This window comes from Mesorhizobium sp. M0019 (genome assembly GCF_040323975.1).
Classification (GTDB): domain Bacteria; phylum Pseudomonadota; class Alphaproteobacteria; order Rhizobiales; family Rhizobiaceae; genus Mesorhizobium.
This window is the reverse complement of the sequence record NZ_JAMYVK010000059.1, coordinates 1-21,511: the sequence shown is the minus strand read 5'-3', so window position 1 is coordinate 21,511 and position 21,511 is coordinate 1. Positions and strand designations below refer to the sequence as shown.

Below are 21,511 nucleotides of genomic sequence, written 5' to 3'. Positions count from 1 at the left end.
CGGCTTTGGAGCGAGCGTCGTAACGCTCGGCGACCGTTAGGTCTAGCGGGCCGCTTCCATCCGGCGGCTGCTTGCCCGCACGGACTTTTGTGTCTGCTCGATATGCCTTTCGAGCAGATCCACGGCCTGCTGGACCTTGCCCTCTCTGCAAAATTCAAGCAGTTCGTGATGCTCTTTCTGGGGCCGAGCCTTGCCTGTGGCAAGTGATACTTGCGCGCGAGTAAAGCGATTGACGTGGCCGTAATTTGCTTCGATCATAGCCAGCAGCTTGGGCTTGTTGCACGGCGCGTAGAGCGTCCAATGAAAGCGCCAGTTCATCTCTCCCCAGGATTCCGGGTCCGATGTCTCGTCGTACCGGTCGAGCGTTTCCTGGGCGGTGTCGAGGTCTTCGACTGCCATATTTGGTATCGCCAGTTTCAGCGCCCGTGTTTCGAGCGCGACGCGGATGTCGAGCATTTCGAGAACGTCTTCCAGGGAGAGGCCCCTGACGACGGCGCCCTTGTTCGGATGGAAGATCACGAGACCTTCACTTTCCAATTGACGCAATGCTTCCCTGACGGGAATACGGCTCGTGCCGAACTGCTCGGCCACCTCGTCCTGACGCAACTGATGCCCGGCCTCGAAAGCGCCGGCAAGGATAGATGCGCGCAATCCGTCCCTTACGAGATCCGGCGCGGGTATACGGGTGGAAATCTGTTTTGGTGCCATATCAACCTGCCAGCAAATCAGCGCATATTATATGCAGTAGCGGGAAATTGCATACATTTGTCAATCCCTTGGCCTTGTAGGCGAAGCCCTCGACTGACGGATTCGATGTTCTTGGACCGAACAGTGATCAAGAGAAAAGACCTTTCCCTCAGGCTGCGGGATGATGGCTTCGGGGCACATTGGCCTTCAGGCGAATCGGATTGACACCACTTTATGCAATAGCATATGGATTGTATCCAAATGCGGTGGCTGTCGTCAGCCTGTGGCGCCAAAGGGGCACTCAGCGTCAGACATGGCCGTAAGACAGCCTGGATCGCATGCAGCAGTTCGAAAGTCTCGCGAATGAAGTTCGACTACATCATCGTCGGCGCTGGATCGGCAGGATGCATTGTCGCATCGCGTTTGAGCGAAGATCCATCGATCAAGGTTCTGCTCATCGAGGCCGGAGGCTCCGATCGCGGTCCGATCATGTCAATGCCGGCAGCCTTGCCCTTTGCCTATCAAAGTAAGCGGTTGGGCTGGGGATATGAGTCCGGCCCAGAGCCTCATCTCGCAGACAGAATGATCGATGAGAAGCGAGGTCGGGTTATCGGGGGAACGTCTTCGATCAACGCGATGATATTCAATCGCGGCAATCCGATGGACTTCGACGGATGGGCGCAACGGGGTCTGCCCGAGTGGGATTATGCGCATTGCCTGCCCTACTTCCGCCGGATGGAGACATTCGCCGATGGCGCCGATGAATGGCGCGGCGGCAACGGACCCATGCGCATCAGTCGCTGCCAGGCGAAACACAAGCTTTATGACGCCTTCCTGCAAAGCGGAGAGCAGGCGGGTTTCGCTTTGACGCCAGATCACAACGGCCACAGGCAGGAGGGCGTTCACGTAGCTCAAGCGTTCATCCACAACGGTCTGCGCTGGAGTTCCGCGCGCGGATACCTTCATCCGGCCCGGCATAGGGAAAATTTGGAGGTATTGTCCCACGCTCTGGTCAACAAGGTGGTTATCGAAAACGGGGCGGCGATGGGGGTCGAGATCTCCCAAAAGGGAAACCGCCGAACGGTTGTCTGCGAGCGGGAAGTCATTCTTTGCGCTGGCGCCTTCAACACCCCCCAACTGCTCATGCTCTCGGGCGTGGGCGATGCCGACCAATTGCGCGAGCATGGGATTGAGCTCAAGGCCCATGCGCCCGGGGTTGGCCGCAATCTGGAAAACCACCCAGGCGTGAACCTTCAATATGCAACGCGTTATGAAGATTCGCTCGTATCGGAATTGAACATCTTCGGGCAAGCGAAGCTTGCGGCAGATTGGGCACTTCGGAAGAAAGGTCTCGGGACCAGCAATTTCTTCGAAGCGGGCGCCTTTCTTCGAACCCGTCCGGACGTCGCTTTTCCCAACATGCAGTTCGAGTTTCTGCCGCTCACGCGCCAGATAAGGAACGGAAAGCTGGTTGCCATTCCCGGCTTCCAGTTCTGGATGGACCTGTCGCGACCAGAAAGCCGCGGCGCCGTGACATTGAAATCAGCCGACCCTGCGACTCCTCCGTCCATTGTGTTCAATCATCTCGAGTCACGGCAGGACGTCGAGGACCTTGTCGCGGGTGTGCGGCTCGCTCGCGCGATGATCCGTCAGCCTGCGTGGGACAGATACAGGGGAACGGAACTGACGCCTGGAGCCGACGCTCAAAGCGATGCGGACATCGAGAGGTTCGTTCGGGCAAATCTGGGCACGTCGTATCATCCCTCGGGGACGTGTCGCATGGGAACGGATCAGGAAGCGGTGGTCGACAGTGACGCGCGGGTGAGAGCCGTGGGCCGCACGCGAATCGTCGACGCGTCGATCATGCCGAGGATCGTGACCGCCAACCTGAGTGCGTCGATCATGATGATGGCCGAGAAAATCTCGGACCGCATTCTCAACAAGCCGCCGCTGCTGCCTGCCAGCGCGTCTTACTACCGCGCGCCCAACTAAGCGGCACGAAAAATGTCACCGAGATAAGGGAAAGCCAATGAAAATACTCGTCCCTATAAAGCGGGTTGTGGATGCGAATGTGAAGGTTCGCGTGAAAGCTGATGGTTCGGCGGTCGAACTCGCCAACGTCAAGATGGCGATGAACCCGTTCGACGAGATCGCGGTGGAAGAGGCGCTCCGGTTGAAAGAAGCCGGCAAGGCCGAAGAGATCATCGTCGTTTCGATCGGCCCGCAGCAGGCGCAGGAAACCCTGCGCACCGCGCTCGCCATGGGCGCCGACCGCGCCATCCTGGTCAAGACCGACGAGCAGACCGAGCCGCTCGGCGTAGCCAAGGTGCTGAAGGGCGTCGTCGACGCCGAGCAGCCCGGCCTCGTCATCCTCGGCAAGCAGGCGATCGACGACGATTCCAACCAGACCGGCCAGATGCTGGCCGCTCTGCTCGGCTGGGCACAGGGCACTTTCGCCTCCAAGGTCGTGCTCGACGGCGACAAGGCCAAGGTGACGCGCGAAGTCGACGGCGGCCTGCAGACGGTGGAACTGAAGATGCCGGCGATCATCACCGCCGACCTTCGCCTCAACCAGCCGCGCTACGCCTCGCTGCCCAACATCATGAAGGCCAAGAAGAAGCCGCTCGACGAAAAGAGCCCGGCCGATTACGGCGCCGACGTCAAGCCGCGCCTGAAGGTGCTCAAGACCGAGGAGCCGAGCGGCCGCAAGGCGGGCGTCAAGGTCAAGAGCGTCGCCGAACTGGTCGACAAGCTCAAGAACGAAGCCCACGTGTTGTAAGGCTGGGAAGGGAAAAACATGACCATTCTCCTCATCGCGGAACACGACAACGCAACCCTTTCCGACCAGACCGCCAAGGCGCTCTCGGCGGCCCTGCAGATCGGCTCCGACGTGCATGTGCTGGTTGCCGGCAAAGGCGCCAAAACAGCTGCCGACGCCGCCGCCAAGTTGAAGGGAGTCGGCAAGGTCCTGCTCGCCGAAGCCGACGAACTGGCCGAGCGTCTCGCCGAACCGACTGCGGCACTCATTGTCTCGCTGGCCGGCGCCTATGACACCATAATCGCCCCGGCGACCTCATCGGGCAAGAATGTCGCGCCGCGCGTGGCGGCACTCCTCGATGTCGCGCAGGTGTCTGAGATCATCGAAGTGGTTTCGCCGGATACCTTCAAACGGCCGATCTATGCCGGCAACGCCATCCAGACGGTACAGTCGACCGACGCCAAGAAGGTGATCACCGTGCGCACCGCTTCTTTCTCGGCGGCACCGGAAGGCGGCTCGGCCTCGGTTGAAACGGCCAACGCTGCTGCCAACCCCGGCCTCTCGTCCTTCGTCGAGAACAAGCTGTCGGAGACCGACCGTCCGGAGCTGACTTCGGCCAAGATCATCATCTCTGGTGGTCGCGCGCTGGGTTCGGCGGAGAAGTTCCAGGAAGTCATACTGCCGGTCGCCGACAAGCTCGGCGCCGCCGTCGGTGCATCGCGCGCCGCCGTCGATGCCGGCTATGCGCCGAACGACTGGCAGGTCGGCCAGACCGGCAAGGTGGTCGCGCCCGACCTCTACATTGCGGTGGGCATCTCCGGCGCCATCCAGCATCTGGCCGGCATGAAGGATTCGAAGGTCATCGTCGCCATCAACAAGGACGAGGAAGCGCCGATCTTCCAAGTTGCCGACTATGGCCTCGTCGGCGATCTCTTCGTCATCCTACCGGAGCTGCAAAAGGCGCTTTAGTGGCGATCCGAACCGAAAGGTCAATCTATGGCATATATCGTTCTTGTAGGCGCGGGCAACATGGGCTTCGCGATGCTCAGTCGGTGGCTCGCGAAAGTTGACGACACAGGTTCGGTCGTCGAGCCCGCAGTGTTGCATCGATGCACGGTGCGAGCTCAGAACACATTCGCCGTTGTCGAGCCTGCTGACGCCCTGCGTGAGCGAGCCATAAAAGCCGGCGCGCACGTCTATGCCAGCGCCGATGAACTACCGGCTGAACCGAGGCCGGACGTTATCATCATTGCTACCAAGCCGCAGACGGTGGCGGAGGTGGCGGAACTCTATTCGTCCCGCCTTGCCCCTGATGGGTTATTCATCTCGGTGGCGGCCGGCGCTGGTATTGCGACAATCGAAAAGCGGGCAGGCCGGTCTCTTGCCGTCATTCGCTGCATGCCGAATACCCCAGCATCGATAGGTGAGGGGATGACCGTCTGCTGCCCCAATACGAGGGCCACTGCCGCTCACCGTGCTGTTGCGCAGGAGCTTCTAACCTCCATCGGCAGAGTTGTCTTCATTGAAGACGAGCAACTTATGGATGCTGTGACAGCTATTTCGGGATCTGGCCCAGCGTATCTTTTTCTTTTCATCGAGGCGCTTTCGCAGGCTGCAAGAGCCGCTGGCCTCGAACGTGAGCTTGCCCTGCTACTTGCCAAGCAAACAATCTACGGCGCTTCCAAACTAGCGCTCGAGAGCGCTGACGCTCCTGCCACGCTAAGAAAGCAAGTCACCAGTCCGAACGGCACGACAGCAGCCGCAATGACTGTCCTTCTGCGGCCCGGCAATGGATTGACCGCGCTGGTCCATCAGGCTGTCTCGGCGGCTAAAGCCAAATCTATCAAACTTAGGGAGCCATAGCGTTCTCTTGCCAACTCCGGCCCACGCCTCTCGCGGTACTTATGCCCCGGCGTCATCAAAGAAAACCTTGGCGCTCGGTGCTCCGCCTAAGCATGCTTCCAAATTCACAAAGAGCAGACCGGTGGGCAGATGAGGTTGCCTGACATTGGATCACCGACAGTAGGGCATCGCTGCGCAGGTATCGGCTTCGAAGTTGCGGATACTGTTGCCGCGGAGGCCTCCGCGCTTCCGGTGCTGATGCGGGGCCGGCGCGACAATGGAACCGGTTTCAACTACTACGACACTGCCGAGCCTGCCGGTGTCGTCCTGCTCACACGGTGGACGCCTCGGTCGAATAGACCGCCGGAACCCGGATCGAAGCATGAAGAACCAGATCTAGCAGTTCCTGGTTGGCAACTGGGGCAAAGCGTCACGCGAGCGGTTGACGCTGATCAGCATGCGCGGGGTTCGAGTATTCAGCTAGGATGGGACCTGTGACGCGTTCCGAACGGCAGCCGGCACTAACGGAAACGGCTTCTCAACTACGACTTTGACAAGGACCGGGGTGAGTTCCTCCTTCAGCGGACTTTCACATTGTACACCGCTCCGACTATGCGATCTGCTAAAACGTGCAAGATAGGCCTGCTTGACGGAAGCGGAGGATAGCATACAATATTAGATATCTCGGATACAATAAGCTAAGCTCCAGGCCGGCCGCCACAGAGGAACAAATCGTGAGCCGAATTTCTGCCCTTATCGTGTGGCCTCGCGAGGGTCGTCATCGTCCACCCTGCCGATGGGTGCTTGGGAAGGTCTGGATGTCGATCAGCACCACTCCAACTGGCGGCAGAACCGGCGCTTAGAAGGTTGAGCAGGATCTAGCTGCTGAGAAGATTATGCTCGCACTCGAACGTCATGCTGAAAGGATAAGGACTGCGGTCGAAGCCGGAGACGCAACTCGTTCCACGTTGGTAGCCTCTTGGAGTAGGTGTACTCATAGCTACGGTCTTGATCCGACACATGAGCAACCAAGGCGCGTTCTTACGGAAGTGGAGTTGAGAGAAGCAACTGAGCCGGTGGAGGCAATTCTGTTCTCGGCGCAAGCGGTGCTGGATCGTCTTCACACTTCGACTGAAGGAAGCGGTGCTTGCATCCTATTCGCGGGAATAGATGGGGTGCCAATTCGTTGGTATGGTCAGCGAGGGGACGCGGATGACCTGCGGCAGTGGGGCCTATGTCCAGGCGTGGACTGGAGCGAGCAAGCCGGAGGAACAAACGGCATTGGTACCTGCCTCGTCGAGAGAACCCCCCTTACCGTCCATAGGGAGCAACATTTCTATACACGCGACATCGATATCAGCTGCGCCGTAGCTCCAATCTTCGATCATGCGGGACTTGTGGCAGGAGCGTTGGATATATCGCTTTACGGAACGGCCGCGACCGGTATTTTCTCGAGTTTTGCTCTTGCCGTGGTATCGGAGGCCGCGCGTCAAATTGAGATTGATCACTTTCACCACAAGTTCCCCACCGCTCGGATAGTGTCCCTTCCTGACCGGCAGCGTTCGGGAACCGGACTGCTAGCGGTTGATGCTGATGACGTCGTTATTGGTGCGACACGTTCGGCGCGGCTAACACTTAAGCTGACGGACAAGCACTTGCGTGAGGGCGTCTCTGCCATGGACCTTCTCGGTGACCGAGAGGACGGTTTGGCAAATGCCGAGCGTGGGGCCATTCGCCGTGCACTCGTGCGAAACAAAGGCAACGTTTCTGGAGTAGCTAGAGCGTTGAATGTCAGCAGAGCCACAATGAAGCGGAAGCTGAACCTGTATGGACTGAAGCGGAAGCCATGAGAGTATTGATACCCAGAGGGCTTCAATCAGTTGGAACATTTTTTCCAATGGTCGGAGGCGAATTTCTTCCGCAAAATCGCCCTTAGAATAGTCCCGACGAAGAATGGGCGTGTGGTCGTGAGCACGGACAGCGGCACTTTGATGCGCGTGTCCAACTGCGGCAAGGTGTGGCAGCACGCATGTGTCCCTGGCGGTCCCTTCACGCCAGGATGACTCTTAGAAACTAGGCTCTCGCACCAGCAGCCTCTTGGTATGAGAGCGATGGCTCGCTGGTGAGCCACTTCGTCATCGGAAATTTGGCCTGGCCCATGACATCGAAGCGAAAGCAAGTCAGCCTACTATTCAAGATAGGGAGTGAACTTGTTCACGCCAACCCTGCTTAAGGGAGAAATGCATGTCGGTGCTTAGTGAAACACGCGCGCCTGTCGAAGTTTCGAAGGTTGGGCTGCGTGATTATCGCAATTTCATCGATGGAACATTTGTTGAAGGTTCGTCTCGCTATATTGAGGTGACCAATCCCGCGAACGGCGCTTCGCTCGGGCGCGTTCCGGAAAGCGGCCCGGACGTAGTGGACGCCGCAGTCAGAGCCGCCCACAAGGCGCAACCTACTTGGGAGAAGCTTCCGGCTGTGCAGCGAGCCGGATATTTGCGGCAAATCTCCGCCAATATCCGCGGGCGCCGCCTGGAACTTTCCGACATTATCGTCAGGGAGCAGGGGAAGGTCCGAGGGCTTGCTCAGGTCGAGGTCGATTTCACTGCCGACTATATTGACTACATGGCCGAGTGGGCGCGGCGGCTGGAAGGCGAAGTGCTGACCAGCGATCGTCCGAATGAGACGATGCTCCTCCTGCGCAAGCCGATCGGGACGGTGGCGGGCATTCTGCCATGGAACTTCCCCTTTTTTCTGATCGCCCGAAAGCTCGCACCCGCGCTCGTCACGGGCAACACGATCGTCATCAAGCCAAGCGAGGAGACGCCGATCAACGCGTTCATGTTCGCCGAGCTTGTCGCTGAAACCGACCTTCCGGCCGGCGTTTTCAATCTTGTCGGCGGCCGGGGAGCGACAACCGGTGAGGCGCTGGTCGCCCACACGGAAATTGACCTGGTCACATTCACCGGTAGCATCGCCACCGGCGCACATATCATGCAGACCGCCGGAAAGAACCTCACACGCGTGAATCTTGAGCTCGGAGGCAAGGCCCCGGCCATCGTTCTGGCCGATGCTGATCTCGATCTAGCGGCGAAGGCCATCTATGATTCCCGCGTCATCAATACTGGGCAAGTGTGCAATTGCGCTGAGCGTGTCTATGTCGAACATCGGCTGCACGATGCCCTAGTCGAGAAGCTTCAGGCGCTGTTCCGGGCGACGCGATATGGGGATCCTTCGGTGGAAGAAGATCTTCATATGGGGCCACTCATCAACCAGGCTGGTTTGGACAAGGTCGGACGCGCGGTCGAGCAAGCACGCAGCGACGGCGCCACGGTCGTCACCGGTGGAAAAATCGCAGACCGGCCTAGCGGATTCCACTACGAACCAACGCTGATCGTCGGTGCGCGCGCCGAAATGGACATCATGCGGCGTGAGACATTCGGACCCGTCTTGCCGATACAGGCGGTTGGCAGCCTGGACGAGGCGATCGACCTTGCCAACGATTCCGACTATGGGCTCACGTCCTCCATCTACACGAACAACATCAATTTCGCGCTGCGCGCATGTCGTGACCTGAAGTTCGGCGAAACCTACATCAATCGGGAAAACTTCGAGGCCATGCAGGGATTTCATGCGGGTCGTCGCAAGTCCGGGATCGGCGGCGCCGATGGTAAGCACGGACTTTACGAGTTCACCGAAACGCATGTCATATATATCCAAGCTCGCTAAGCTTCGAACCTTCGCCAGCCGTTCCCCCCACCAATATATGGTAAGATAGTGCCAGCTACAGATCCACTTCTCCAGCCGTTCCAGCTGAAAAACCTCCGGCTCAAGAACCGTGTAGTCAGCACTCCGCACGCTCCAAACTACGTCGAGGACGGCAAGCCTAAGCTCCGTTACCAATTGTATCACGAGGAGAAGGCGAAGGGCGGCATCGGGATGACGATGTTTGGCGGGTCGTCATTCATCTCAGCGGATACACCGTCGGTTTTCGGGCAAATCGACGTCAGCACTGACGAAATCATTCCCTACTTCCAGGAATTTTCAGAACGCATCCATAGCCATCAGTGTGGCATCATTGGCCAAATCTCCCACCTTGGCGGCCGCACGACCTGGAACGCTGGAAACTGGTTTCCGGTGGTTGCCCCCTCGCGGGTTAAAGAACCGAGCCATCGCGCAATTCCGCGTGCGATCGACACTCACGACATTAAGAGAATTGTCGCGGCCTACGCCGCCGCTGCGAACCGTTGCAGGGAAGGCGAACTCGACGGCGTCGAGATCCTGTCCCACGGTCATCTGCCGGGGCAGTTCATGTCTCCTGCCACGAACTTGCGAAGTGACGAGTACGGCGGATCGCTGCGCAACCGAATCCGTTTCACGCTCGAGCTTCTCCAGGAAGTCCGTGAGAGAGTTGGCGATGACTACATTGTCGGGATCAGGTTGGCTGCCAGCGAAGATTGGGACCAGGGATACGGCCTTTCCGAAGGTATCGAGGCCGCTCAGATGATCTCCGAGACGGGCCTCGTGGACTACATGAACGTCAATTTCGGTCATATCGAGAGCCACTACGGGCTTGCGCTGCAAATTCCTGGCATGTGGTCCCCCTTAGCCCCTTGGCTTGCGACGGTGGCCGAGTTCCGGAAATTCGTGAAGACGCCGTTGATCCACGCATGCCGGGTCGCTGATGTTGCCACCGCAAGGCACGCGATTGCCGAGGGTATTCTCGACCTCGTCGGCCTGACCCGTGCGCACATCGCCGATCCCCATATCGTCAGGAAGATTCAGGAAAAGAAGGAACATGAAATTCGCCCGTGCGTCGGCGCGAGTTACTGTCTCGACCGCGTGTCGCAGGGGTTGGACGCTTTGTGCCTGCACAACGCGGCGACAGGGCGTGAAGCCACAATGCCACACGTCATCGAGCGGAGTGGCGCGTTGAAAAAGATCGTCGTCATTGGGGGTGGACCGGCTGGCCTGGAGGCCGCACGCGTCAGCGCCGAGCGCGGCAATCAGGTGACGCTCTTTGAAGCAGGAAGCAAGCTGGGCGGTCAGATCAGGATTGCCGCGCTGGCGGGTTGGCGCCGTGATTTAATCGGCATCGTTGATTGGTATGGCGAGCGACTTCAAGACTTGGGTGTCGATATTCGTTGGAATACGATGGCGGGCTTGGCCGAAATACGGGAACTCAACCCGGATATTGTCATCATCGCCACAGGCGGTATACCAGACACCGATTTCGTGCCGGGTGGCGAGATGGCTCAAAGCGTTTGGGATGCGCTGACGGGTCCGCCTCTGGTCGGTGACATTCTCGTATATGACGACAATGGGCAGCCGGCCGCGCCATCATGCGCGGATCATCTGGCGGGGCGGCCTGACACGAAGGTCGAATATGTGACGCCTGACAGGTCTGCCGCCTACGACATGGCAGCGCAGAACTTCTCGATCTTCCTGGAGCATTTCTATCGAAAGGGCGTGAAGATCACTCCGGACTCCCGGATCAAGCGTATCGAGCGTCAAGGCAACAAGCTCAAAGTCACGTTCTCTAACGAGTATGGCGGGCCTGACATCGAGCGCTTGGTCGACCACGTCGTTGTCGAGCGCGGGACGCTGCCGGTCGATGAAGTCTATGAGGAATGCCGCCAACACTCGCGCAACGACGGCGTGACGGACCAGGACGCCCTGCTGAGCGGTTCGCAGCAAAATCTCGAGCTCAATCAGCAAGGCGAATTCATGCTTTTTCGTGTCGGCGATGCAGTCGCCAGCCGAAACATCCATGCCGCGATTTTTGACTCGCTGCGGCTTTGCAAGGATTTCTGAAAGTGCGACCCGAGCTTGGCCAACCATCCGGATGGCTTTCGAGGGAAGCGATCCGCAAGAGAAATAACAACCAGAGAGACATCATAGGGGAATGATCAAATGAACAAAACGGATCTTTCAAATCTCGTCGTCCAAAGCAAGACAGGTTCTCTTTCGCGGCGTCAATTCATGCAGGGCGCCCTTGCGCTGGGCTTTAGCGTGCCGTCGGCCACTGCCTTGTGGAGCACCCAAGTGGCAGCGGCGACGCCCAAGAAGGGCGGCACCTTCCGCGCGGCCGTGGGCGATGCCAACACGACGGACACGCTCGATCCCGCACAAGCCCAAGGCGCGTTCGCGATCCAATCCCCGCACATCTGGGGCACATACCTTACCGAAGTGACGCCCGACAATAAGATCGGACCGGACTCGGCCGAATCCTGGGAGGCCACTCCCGATGCTAAGAGTTGGAGATTCACGTTGGCGAGAGGCCAGGAGTTCCACAATGGGAAGTCGCTGACTTCGGATGATGTCGTGGCCTCGCTCAATCACCACCTTGGACCCGATTCGAAATCGGGCGCGAAAGGGCTTTTGAGCGACGTCGAGTCGATCAAGACGGACGGAAAGGGCGTCGTCGTCATCACCCTGAAGGTTGGCACGGCGGACCTGCCCGCGATCCTCGCTGACTATCACATCGCGATCATGCCCGCCGACGCCTCAGGCAAGGTGAACGCGACGTCGGGAATTGGTGCAGGGCCTTATAAGCTGGCATCGTTCCAGCCCGGCGTCCAGGCGAACTTCGTTCGGCACGACAAGTATCACCGGGAATCTTATTTCGACGAGGTGCAGCTTCTCGGCATCAACGACGTCACTGCCCGGATGAACAGCCTCGTGAGCGGCATCGCCGATGTGATCGCGGATCCGGATCCAAAGGTGCTGGACATGCTGAAGAGCGCGCCCTCCGTCGTCGTGGACGAGGTCCCCAGCGGCACCCAGGTTACCATCGATATGGACTGCTCGGCCGTACCCTTCGACAACGTCGATGTACGGCTAGCACTGAAATACGCTTTGGACAGAAGAGCGGTTCTGGAAAAAATCGCGCTGGGACATGGCACGATCGGCAACGATCAGCCGATCGCGCCCAACATTCTGTATTACGCCGAGTTGGAACAGCGCGAGTATGACCCGGACAAGGCTAAGTTCCACCTCAAGAAGGCTGGCGCTGAAGGTCTCGCGGTAAGCCTGTCCATGAGCGATGCCGTCTATGCCGGCGCGATCGATATCGCAAATATCTATCAGCAGAGTGCAGAGAAGGCAGGCATAAAGCTCGATGTCGTGAACGAGCCGACCGACTCCTATTGGTCGAACGTGTGGGGCAAGAAGCCTTTTGCTGGCGGCAACTATGGCCAACGGGCGACCCCCGACATGGTATTCTCGACCTTCTTCAGACAAGGAGCGGCCTGGAACAATACGCGGTGGCAAAACGACCGGTTCCAACAGCTTCTCCTGTCTGCCAAAGGGGAGCTCGACGAAAAAAAGCGCGCGCAAATGTACAAGGAGATGCAGCAGCTTTGCCACGACGATTCTGGTACGATCGTTGCGTTCTTCCAAAGCTTCCTCGCTGCGCGCAATGAGCGCGTGCAACATCAATCGAACGTGTCTTCGGAATGGCAGCTTGATGGTGGTCGAGCCTATCAACGCTGGTGGTTCGAAGGCTAAAATGGCGAGGCTGGCGTCGCCAAGGCGACGCCAGCCTCTTTGTATTGGACTGGATCCTCGACTCCGGAACGTCACTGTTTCATCGGCCGCGCCAATGATCGCCTCCCAAGGTATGGGTCACCGGTTCAGCCGAATTGGATTCACACAGAGGGATAAGGGCGAGGATGTTCGTGACATGTGTCCGTAGATGATTGGTTGGAGCTTGATGCATCCGGTTTTGCGGACAGTGTTGCAGCGTATAGGGCTGGGCCTGCTGACCTTGTTCTTGGTAACCATAATCATCTTCTCTTCGCTGTCGATGTTGCCTGGCGGCTTCGCCGAGGCCGTCCTGGGCCAGAGCGCGACACCCGAAACAGTCGCGGCATTTAACCATCAGCTCGGGCTCGATCGTCCAGCCTTCGTGCGCTACGTCGAGTGGGTCGCAAACGCGTCGCGGGGCGATTTCGGTGACTCCTATGCCGGCGTTGACGGCAGCATCAAACGCAGCGTCACCGATGTGATTGCGCCACGCCTTTACAACACTTTCTTCCTTGCGATCATGACTGCCGTTGTAGCGGTCCCTTTGTCGCTGTTTCTTGGCGTCGTGACGGCGCTCCACCGCAACAGCTGGTTCGACCGTATGATCAACGCCGCCACGCTGACCACCATTGCGATGCCAGAATTTTTTATCGCCTACGTGTTGATTGTATTCTTCGCCATCAAGCACCGCTGGTTCTATTCGCTGTCCACTGTCGATCCCTCGACACCATTCTGGGAGCACGTATACCGCGCCACGCTTCCGTCTCTCACGCTTATGCTGGTCATCATCGCCTACATGATGCGTATGACGCGAGCCGCGATCATCAACCTGCTGGCCAGCCCCTATATCGAAATGGCCCGCCTCAAGGGCATTTCGCCCGCTAGAGTGATCTTGCATCACGCCTTGCCGAGTGCCTGGGGACCGATTGTCACCGTCATCGCTTTCAGCCTCGCCTATCTGGTTGTTGGCGTCGTGGTGGTCGAAGTCGTCTTCGTCTATCCTGGCATCGGACAATTGATGGTCGACGCAGTCTCCAGCCGCGACGTGCCTGTTGTGCAGGGTTGCACGTTGATCTTTGCGTTGACCTACATCCTCCTGAACCTGATCGCGGACATCATCGGCATCGTGACCAACCCCCGTTTGTTGCATCCGAAATGAGCCTAAGTCGATCCAGACAAATGCGTTCACGCCCCAGTCGCGTCATGACGGTGCAGCGCGAACTCGCCAAGGCACCGGTCAGCGCGTGGTTCGGCATGATTGTAATAGTGATCTATGCGATCTGTGCGATTTTGGCGCCATTGATCGCCCCGCATGGGCAAGCGGAAATCGTCGGCAGAGCCTACCTGCCGGGCGGACTGCATGCGGACTTCCTGCTTGGAACGGATCAAATCGGTCGGGACATCTTTTCGCGCTTGATCTACGGCGCCCGCAACACCATTGGCGTAGCCCTCATCGCGACGCTCATCTCCTTTTTCGTAGGGGTGACCGTCGGCGTGCTTGCGGCCCTCAACCGTGGCTGGTTCGATCAGATCGTGTCGCGCATCGCCGACGCACTGCTGGCAATGCCGGCGCTGATCTTCGCGCTGATGCTGCTTGCCATTTTCGGCAAAGGCATGGCTAACCTCATCGTCATTCTGGCGATGCTTGACGCCACCCGCGTATTTCGTCTGAGCCGCGCTAGCGCTCTAAACGTGGTGGTGATGGACTTCGTGGAAGCAGCCATACTGCGCGGCGAAGGCATTGGCTGGATCATCTTCAAGGAAATCATACCCAATATCGTCGCGCCGCTCATAACCGAGTTCGGTCTCAGGTTCTGCTTCGTGTTCCTCACCATCTCCGCGCTGTCGTTCCTGGGCGTCGGCATTCAACCGCCAACGGCCAATTGGGGCTCGATGGTGTCGGAGAACAAATCGCTCATCACCTACGGCAACCTGACGCCGCTCTATGCGGCCGGCGCGATCGTGCTCCTCACCGTGGCTGTCAATTTCGTCGTAGACTGGCTTCTGAACAAGACGAGCGGGCTTCGCGATGGGCACTGACATCACGCGGGATGCGGGCAAGAAGCGCGTCAAGGGTCAGACCCTTCTCGAGATTCGCGGTCTTAAGATCGATGGCGAGTCGGACAATGCCTGGCATCCCATCATCAAGGGCGTCGATCTTACCCTGAAGGCAGGCGAAGTGCTGGGCCTCGTCGGCGAATCCGGCGCCGGCAAGTCGACGCTCGGTCTGGCAGCGATGGGTTACGCGCGGCCCGGCTGTCGCTTCGTCTCCGGTTCCATCGTCTTCGACGGCATCGACCTCCTGAATGCGAGCGAAGCCGAGAAGCGTGCCATCATGGGCTCCCGCATCGCCTATGTGGCGCAGAGTGCCGCCGCTTCCTTCAACCCGGCGCACAAACTCATCGACCAGACCGTTGAAACCGCCGTCGACCACAAGATTCTGGCGCGCGAAGAGGCGGAGACCGACGCTCGTAATCTTTTCCGGCTCCTGCAGCTGCCGCAGCCCGAGACAATAGGCGATCGCTATCCGCATCAGGTTTCGGGCGGCCAGTTGCAACGCGCCATGACGGCCATGGCGATGTCTTGCAGGCCGGATCTGATCATCTTTGACGAGCCAACGACGGCGCTGGATGTCACCACGCAGGTGGAAGTGCTGGCGGCGATGCGCGATATCGTGGAAAGGTTCCATACCGCCGCGATCTACATTACCCACGATCTCGCCGTGGTCGCGCAGATGGCGCATCGCATCATGGTGATGCGCCACGGGCTTCCGGTCGAGGAGGCGCCCACCCGCGAAATTTTGACCGCGCCGACCCAAGCCTACACCAAGAGCCTCTGGGCGGTGCGGAAGCTGGCGAAGTCCGAGTCGACCGGTGACGACCTGCTGGTCCGGATGAAGAACATCGATGCCAGTTACTCTGTGGTCAAGGTCCTGGACGATGTGACGATCAACCTGCCGCGTGGGCGCACCGTGGCTGTGGTAGGTGAGAGTGGGTCCGGCAAATCGACTTTGGCGCGCGTCATTACCGGCCTTCTGCCGCCATCTAATGGCGAGATCGTCTTCGACGGCAAGATGCTGCCGACGACACTCAAAGATCGTGAAAAGGATATGCTGCGCAAGATCCAGATGATCTACCAGTCTGCCGACACTGCCCTCAATCCACGCCAGCGGGTTCGCGATATCATTGGCCGACCAATCGAATTCTACCTTGGTATCCGCGGCCAGGCGCGCGACCGCAAGGTGGTCGAACTGCTCGAAATGATCGAGCTCGATGAGAGATACATCGATCGCCTGCCGAGCGAACTCTCGGGCGGGCAGAAGCAGCGTATTTCGATTGCCCGGGCGCTTGCCGCCGAGCCGCAGCTTATCATCTGCGATGAAGTTACGTCGGCTCTCGACCAGATAGTGCAAGAAGAAATTCTCACCCTCCTCATGCGCCTGCAGAACGAGACCCAGGTAACCTATCTCTTCATAACCCACGACATCGCGACGGTTAAGGCGATCGCTGACGAAATCGTCGTCATGTGGCAGGGCAAAGTGGTCCAGCAAGGGCCAAAGTCGCAAGTGCTGTCGCCACCTTATCCGGCTTACACGGAATTGTTGCTCTCGTCGGTTCCGGAGATGGACCCCGACTGGCTCACGCGCCTCCTCGCCAAGCGCACAGATAGGACACCAGAACAAGCATAGGTACTACTTCAGTCGAGCATCGAGATTTTGCATCTAACGTGCAGCATCGTGCCGATCGCGCACCCGTCAAGCCAAATTGCAATCAGTCATTTTCCCGCCTAGAGTCTTCCACGTTTGACGGAAACATATCCGTCGCTTGTGAAGTAGTTGTTGCATTCGGCGCGCTCGATCGTTGTGACGAGGTGGCCAATGTGGCGCCAAGTGTCCTCAACGGTACGCTTCTGAGCTTGGCGCATCCAGTGTTTGATCGTAAGCGGTGTTCTGACGTTGACTATCCTAGTGAGGACGTCGGTGAGGTAGCCGCGGAGCCTCGACGCCGTTGGGTTTGCAGGTTTCGATCAGTGAGGTGACCACGGCCCAATGCTCGGCGCCGCCGTCGGAGCCTGCGAAGAGTGCGTTTTTGCGGTCCAGCGCGACGGATCGAGCGCTCGACGGTGTTGCTGTCGAACTCGATGCGACCATCGTCGAGGAAGCCCGAGAGGCCGTTCCCAACGCGAGAGCGTGTAACGGATCGCCTCGGCGAGCTTTGTCTTCTGGCTGATCAGACCGAGCTTCTCGCGCAGCCAGGGTTCGAGACCGACGACCATCGGGCGGCTCTTTTCCAGGCGAATGGTGCGGCGCCGCCGACCACCGTCCTTGCGTCGGGGGCACGGCCGGCCCGCATGGCGATGCCGTTGATCTCCAGTTCGATCGCGCCGGCATCCCGGACGGCCTTCTGCTTCCGCGGCCGGCGCGGCCTTGCCGCTGGTTCAGGCCTCGGCGCTGCAATCACCGCCGCAACAAATAGCGGTTCTGGTTCTACTGCCGGCGGTCGTATGTCGAAGCCCTCAAAGGCTCCGAACATCATCCCTCAAAGCCGATACGAAAGATGGCGCTTAAGTCCAGCGATCCTGAGCCTGCGCGACGGTTCGAGGTTTTCACGGGCACCGGCCGGCGGCGCGAATGGTTGCCGGAGGAGAAAGCGCGGATCGTGGCGGACAGCTACGAAGCCGGCGAGACCGTGAGCGCGGTGGCCCGGCGATACGGCTTGTCCCCGCAGCAACTATTCGCCTGGGTCGGGCCGCTCGTCTGCCGTTGACGGAAGCGAGATCGAAGACCTCCTGCCCTGAGCCTACATCCACACCCCGAGTTCAAGGACGTGGCCTGAAAACAGCGCTCACGCTTTGCCGTCAAAAGTTGCATATTATGCAGCCCCAGATCTGGTAGCTAAACCGTGCCCTCTGGAGCATTTGGATATAAGTCTGCAAGGCGCGCTACTGAAATTTAGCCCGAACAGACGAGCATCTAGTCTTAGTAACGAGCTAACGACCTGCGCTTTGAGCCTGGCGGTGCTTCGCGAAGCGTTCAGCCTATAAGATACGGACATTCGTGCATTCAGCGAACTTGATAATCCCTGCCAATGTGAATGTGAGATGCCGCGGCGGCGCCTGGCCGGCTGGACATTGAGGTCGATTGGCCTTTCAGCCGAAACGGTGCAGGCGGAAGCTAGCAAGCATGGGATGCGGATTGCCGGAGGCGATCTCCCTGGCAAGCAATTCGCCGGCGATCAGTCCAAGCGTGGCGCCGCTGTGGCTGAAGGTGACGTAAATGCCGGCGATTGTCTCGATAGCGCCAAGCACCGGTTCGCCATCGCCGGGGATTGGCTTCGGGCCTACACCATAGCTGGCGAGTTGGAGCCGGGGATTGCCTTCGAGCACGGCACTGGCTTCATCGAGCAGACCTTGGACGGTCTCATCGTGAACGGTATGGGTGCCGTCGGAGTTGACGATGACTTCCTCTTCCGACCATGCCGAATCCAGGACAAATGCACCGTCGGGCGTTGGGCGCACGGCCACGCGCGGCGTGTTCAGCACCGCGCGGAGCGCGCTCTTGACCGGCTTGGTCTTCAAGAGCAATGAAATGGGGGTTGCGTCGGGGACATGGACGCCTATTTCGGCGAGCATGGTGGGCGTGGCCGGCCCGACGGCAAGCAGCACCGCATCCGCGTCGATCTTCATACCATGGGCAGTGACGACGCCGCATGCGCGACCGCCGCCGATATCTATCCGCACGAGACCCGCGTCCTGAATGAGCTTGCCACCGCGAGCCCGGAATTCACTGAGCAGCAGATCGATCAAGGATGGCAGATCGACCCATCCTTCTCCCGGATTGAAAATGGCGCCTTGCTGGGTGATTGCACCAGCGTTCACGCCAGGTGTCACCGCGGCGACTTCTGCGCGACCGAGCAGGATCGCATCATAGCCGATACTTTGTTCGAGCTGACAGATCGACGCGATCTGGTTCGCTTCGTCATCGGCGTCCCAGGTCAGGCCGCCGTCGAAGCGGAGCCACGCAGCCGTTTCTGGGCGCGTGGCTGCTAGCGTGCGATAGCGGTCGATCCCGGCCATCCGCAGGCGAAAATACGGCGTATCTTCTCGCCGGGCAGAGTTCAGCCAAGACAACGAGCGCCCGGATGCTCCATTGGCAGGCGCGCCGTCGTTGACGATGGTCACGTCCAAACCGAGCCGTGCCAGATGCAGCGCCGAGGAGGCGCCGAAAATGCCTGCTCCGACAACGACGACGCGGCGAGGCTTGGGGGATGAAGTCATGGGTTGTTTGTTCCTACTCGGTTCAGGTTTGACCGCGGAGCTGGGCAATGCCGGCATCGCCTAATAGTCGGTCAGCTTCTTCATGTAGCGTCGGCCTTCCAGCATCGGCTGGTTGCGCAAGTCAGCCAGCTGGTAGGCAAAGCGCCACAGCGTATCGAAGAAGACCAAGGGCACCAGATACGGCTTGAAGCGATCGACCATCCCGGTCAGGTCGAGTTCTGCGCCGTCGAGCGTGAGGATGTTCTCGGCGCTGCCGTGTTTGAAAAGGAAATCGCGGGTGCGTTCGGAGAGCCTCCGCGTTTCGTCCAGGCCCAGCAGGACGATGAAGCAAGCATCCCTGTCCACAACCTCGAATGGGCCATGAAAGAATTCGTTCGCGTGTATTGCCTGCGAATCGTACCACTGCATCTCCATCAGGACACAGATGGCGTAGGAATAGGCCGCACCATAGCAGGCACCGCTGGCAAGCGTGTAGATTGCCGTTTGGGGGGCGAAACGAGGGGCAAATGCCTCGAACCGGTTGGCATAGGTTTGGTGCGCGCGCTCGATCGCCGGTTGAAGACTGCCGAGGCTGATCAGCAGGTCCGCGGCCAACCCAGCTTCTTCCTGGGCATCGATGAGACCCGCAAGCAGCATGTAGAGCACGCCGTAGTTGCCGTAGGCAGCATCGATCGGCTTGCCCGTGGTGTAGGAGGCTTGGTAGACGACCGCATGGTCGACAACCTGCGCCAGGGCCGATGTCAGATCGAGCGTCATGCCGATCGTCGTTGCGCCTCGACCTTTTGCATGACTGGCCGCCCGGACCGTCTCTTTGGTTGTTCCTGTCTGCGAGCAAAGGACAACGAGCGTATCAGGTCCCAACCGCCGCGGATCGCGGCAGACGAACTCATCCGCATTGTAGACGTCGCAGGCCAGTGTGCCACCGTGTCGATCGACGAAGTATTCGCCTGCCATCATGATGGAGAGCGAGCCGCCGCACGCCACGAGGAATACGTGCGAAAACGCTTTGCCAGCAACAGCGGCCAAGGCGCTTTGAACATCGGCGGGCGGGGCAGAAATCATTGGTGATCCTTTCAAGCGATGAAGCTGGCGACGGCGCCTGATTGACAGGCAGTCACCGCATATGCGAACGTTCTCACACTATTTCTAATCCGAAAGTTCCTTGATGGTCAAGATTGCCGCGATGGGCGACAACGTGGTCGATTGCTACCTAACACGCGCCGAGATGTATCCGGGCGGAAACTGCCTGAATGTCGCGGTCCATATAAGCCGCTTCGGTGGGCAGTCGGCCTATGTCGGAGCGATCGGTAGGGACGGGGCCGGCGATCTGATCCACCGGGCGCTGAAGGCGGAACACGTAAACATTAAGCGGCTGCGCCGCCTCGACGGCCCGACCGCCTATTGCCTGATCGGCCACAGCAGCGGCGAACGCGTTTTCGTGAACTTCGATCTCGGCGTTTCTATGTTCGCCCCGGTGCAAGAGGATCTGGACTTCCTGTCGGGCTATCAGGCTGTTCATATCGGCCAGTCCAGCGGCCTGGACCCCTGGGTGGCCGCTGCATCGAGTAAAGCCCTACTATCTTATGATTTTTCCACGCGCAGGGAGCAGGAACATCGACGGAACATTGGCCGCCATTGTTTCCTGGCGTCCATCTCGGGCGAAGGTCTCGCCGACGCGGAGCTCAAAGCGATCGCCTCCGAGCTGCTTGAACTCGGCTCTCGGTGGGTCTTGGTAACCTGCGGGAGGGCCGGTGCTGTTCTCCATAATGTTTCCGACTCCTTCTACACCCCGGCGCCGCTGATCCGCCCCGTCGATACGCTGGGCGCCGGCGATACATTCATTGCCCGAACGCTGTTTGGGCTGCTCAAGGGAGAAGCGCCTGCGGACGTACTGAGGCACGCAGCGGAGGCTGCTGCGGTCACGTGTCTGCACTACGGAGCGGTGGGTTATCCGGCAGCAATCGACATCGGAAAGGCCACGTTGGAGATAATCCGCGCTGCGGCCCTTCGGCGTGAGCCGATGCCATCCTCCAAGAAATTCACCTGCAATTGACGAAAGGAGGAGGCGGTGTTAGGTTTATGAGAACGTTCTCATTTGTGACGCAAGACGGTGGTACTCCGGCGGGAGACGCGTCAGTCGGTCGGAATGAGGCGTTGAGTTGGGAACGCACGCCGAGGTTCGGCCAAATCCAATGGGAGATAACATGCAAATGATTTTGAGCAGGCGCCATCTGGCAAAATGCAGTCTGGCCATGGCAGCCGTCATGATAGCCGGCGTCAGTCTGTTCGAGACGTCTGGGCCGTCCCGGTCGGCCGACAACCCCTACAATCTCATTGACCCGACGATGATCAGCGTCGGAACCATGGGCGATGCGAAACCCTATGTCTTCACCGACGCCAACGGCAACTTCACCGGCTTCG

The 21,511-nt window shown here is 59.2% G+C and carries 16 protein-coding genes and 2 pseudogenes; 13 read left to right on the top strand and 5 right to left on the bottom strand.

Annotated features, from left to right (window positions below; genetic code table 11):
- Positions 1-42 precede the first annotated feature (42 nt).
- Positions 43-708: a GntR family transcriptional regulator gene (locus NKK47_RS29930; protein ID WP_352579298.1), complete on the bottom strand. Its 666-nt coding sequence runs from the start codon at positions 706-708 to the stop codon at positions 43-45.
- A gap of 342 nt (positions 709-1,050) precedes the next feature.
- On the opposite strand from NKK47_RS29930, the gene NKK47_RS29925 reads away from it, so the two are divergent.
- From NKK47_RS29925 to NKK47_RS29875, 11 genes are all read left to right on the top strand, one after another.
- Positions 1,051-2,679: a choline dehydrogenase gene (locus NKK47_RS29925; RefSeq protein WP_352579297.1), complete on the top strand. Its 1,629-nt coding sequence runs from the start codon at positions 1,051-1,053 to the stop codon at positions 2,677-2,679.
- Positions 2,680-2,716: 37 nt separating this feature from the next.
- Positions 2,717-3,466: an electron transfer flavoprotein subunit beta/FixA family protein gene (locus NKK47_RS29920; RefSeq protein WP_352579296.1), complete on the top strand. Its 750-nt coding sequence runs from the start codon at positions 2,717-2,719 to the stop codon at positions 3,464-3,466.
- Between the two features lie 18 nt (positions 3,467-3,484).
- Entirely contained in the window at positions 3,485-4,414 is a 930-nt protein-coding gene (locus NKK47_RS29915; RefSeq protein WP_352579295.1) for an electron transfer flavoprotein subunit alpha/FixB family protein, read from the top strand.
- 27 nt (positions 4,415-4,441) lie between these two features.
- Complete coding sequence (proC, locus tag NKK47_RS29910) at positions 4,442-5,308, top strand: pyrroline-5-carboxylate reductase (RefSeq protein WP_352579294.1); 867 nt, start codon at positions 4,442-4,444, stop codon at positions 5,306-5,308.
- Positions 5,309-6,342: 1,034 nt separating this feature from the next.
- Complete coding sequence (locus NKK47_RS29905) at positions 6,343-7,137, top strand: GAF domain-containing protein (protein WP_352579293.1); 795 nt, start codon at positions 6,343-6,345, stop codon at positions 7,135-7,137.
- Between the two features lie 394 nt (positions 7,138-7,531).
- Positions 7,532-9,016, top strand: coding sequence for an aldehyde dehydrogenase (aldA, locus tag NKK47_RS29900; protein WP_352579292.1), 1,485 nt, complete (start codon positions 7,532-7,534; stop codon positions 9,014-9,016).
- A 48-nt stretch (positions 9,017-9,064) separates the two neighbouring features.
- A complete protein-coding gene (locus NKK47_RS29895; RefSeq protein WP_352579291.1) occupies positions 9,065-11,101 on the top strand; it encodes an oxidoreductase in 2,037 nt (678 codons plus the stop codon).
- A 99-nt stretch (positions 11,102-11,200) separates the two neighbouring features.
- Entirely contained in the window at positions 11,201-12,796 is a 1,596-nt protein-coding gene (locus tag NKK47_RS29890; RefSeq protein ID WP_352579290.1) for an ABC transporter substrate-binding protein, read from the top strand.
- Positions 12,797-13,001: 205 nt separating this feature from the next.
- Entirely contained in the window at positions 13,002-13,973 is a 972-nt protein-coding gene (locus NKK47_RS29885) for an ABC transporter permease (RefSeq protein WP_352579289.1), read from the top strand.
- A 44-nt stretch (positions 13,974-14,017) separates the two neighbouring features.
- Positions 14,018-14,854, top strand: coding sequence for an ABC transporter permease (locus tag NKK47_RS29880; RefSeq protein ID WP_502905086.1), 837 nt, complete (start codon positions 14,018-14,020; stop codon positions 14,852-14,854).
- The gene (locus tag NKK47_RS29875; RefSeq protein ID WP_352579287.1) at positions 14,844-16,502 is read left to right on the top strand and encodes an ABC transporter ATP-binding protein; all 1,659 of its coding nucleotides are present in this window, start codon (positions 14,844-14,846) and stop codon (positions 16,500-16,502) included. Before NKK47_RS29880 ends, NKK47_RS29875 begins: the two co-directional genes overlap by 11 nt.
- A gap of 98 nt (positions 16,503-16,600) precedes the next feature.
- Here NKK47_RS29875 and NKK47_RS29870 read toward each other — a convergent pair.
- Both NKK47_RS29870 and NKK47_RS29865 read right to left on the bottom strand, forming a co-directional pair.
- Positions 16,601-16,750: pseudogene (locus tag NKK47_RS29870) on the bottom strand (IS630 family transposase); the annotation flags it as partial.
- 18 nt (positions 16,751-16,768) lie between these two features.
- A pseudogene (locus NKK47_RS29865) lies at positions 16,769-17,122 on the bottom strand (IS66 family transposase); the annotation flags it as partial.
- Positions 17,123-17,370: 248 nt separating this feature from the next.
- Between NKK47_RS29865 and NKK47_RS29860 the strand changes: the two are divergent.
- The gene (locus NKK47_RS29860) at positions 17,371-17,580 is read left to right on the top strand and encodes a transposase (RefSeq protein WP_502905083.1); all 210 of its coding nucleotides are present in this window, start codon (positions 17,371-17,373) and stop codon (positions 17,578-17,580) included.
- A 382-nt stretch (positions 17,581-17,962) separates the two neighbouring features.
- Here NKK47_RS29860 and NKK47_RS29855 read toward each other — a convergent pair whose 3' ends face one another.
- Both NKK47_RS29855 and NKK47_RS29850 read right to left on the bottom strand, forming a co-directional pair.
- Positions 17,963-19,090, bottom strand: a complete 1,128-nt coding sequence (locus NKK47_RS29855) for an NAD(P)/FAD-dependent oxidoreductase (RefSeq protein ID WP_352579317.1) — start codon at positions 19,088-19,090, stop codon at positions 17,963-17,965.
- Between the two features lie 60 nt (positions 19,091-19,150).
- Positions 19,151-20,152 carry an SIS domain-containing protein gene (locus NKK47_RS29850; RefSeq protein ID WP_352579286.1) on the bottom strand — a complete coding sequence of 334 codons (1,002 nt, stop codon included), beginning with the start codon at positions 20,150-20,152 and terminating at the stop codon, positions 19,151-19,153.
- 103 nt (positions 20,153-20,255) lie between these two features.
- Between NKK47_RS29850 and NKK47_RS29845 the strand changes: the two genes are divergently transcribed.
- Positions 20,256-21,143 (top strand): PfkB family carbohydrate kinase, encoded by an 888-nt coding sequence (locus NKK47_RS29845; RefSeq protein ID WP_352579285.1) that lies wholly within the window; start codon positions 20,256-20,258, stop codon positions 21,141-21,143.
- Positions 21,144-21,511: the final 368 nt, after the last annotated feature.